Annotated in this window: 1 pseudogene; it reads left to right on the top strand. The window is 39.3% G+C overall.

Annotated features, from left to right (window positions below):
* Positions 1-476: pseudogene (locus GBI16_RS18445) on the top strand (hypothetical protein); the annotation flags it as partial.

Below are 476 nucleotides of genomic sequence, written 5' to 3'. Positions count from 1 at the left end.
AGATGGACCAATATTCTTCACTCAATCAATTATCGAAATCTTTAGCTGAATCGGCATCTGACTTAGTCGATTTCAAAACAACTTTATCTGAAAAGATCCGTGATACTGAAGGTCTGTTATTACAGCAGTCTCGTATTCAAGCGGAAATTCAGGAAAGCTTGATGAGAACTCGTCTAGTACCTTTCTCAAGATTGCTACCACGATTACAGCGTATTGTTCGTCAAACAGCATCCACATTGAACCGTCCAACAGAATTGGTGGTAAATAATACTGAGGGTGAACTTGATCGTAGTATTCTCGAAAGATTGATTGCGCCTTTCGAACATATGTTACGTAAGGCGATTGACCATGGTATTGAAGATCGTGAGCAACGTTTGCAAGCCAATAAACCAGAAACAGGTCATATTGTATTAAATATCGGTCGTCAAGGGACTGATGTTGTTGTGACATTCAGTGATGATGGTAAAGGTATTGAT

The organism is Acinetobacter sp. TUM15064 (assembly GCF_008980265.1).
Classification (GTDB): Bacteria; Pseudomonadota; Gammaproteobacteria; order Pseudomonadales; family Moraxellaceae; genus Acinetobacter.
The sequence above is the reverse complement of the archived record's forward strand: the minus strand, read 5'-3'. Positions and strand labels throughout refer to the sequence as shown.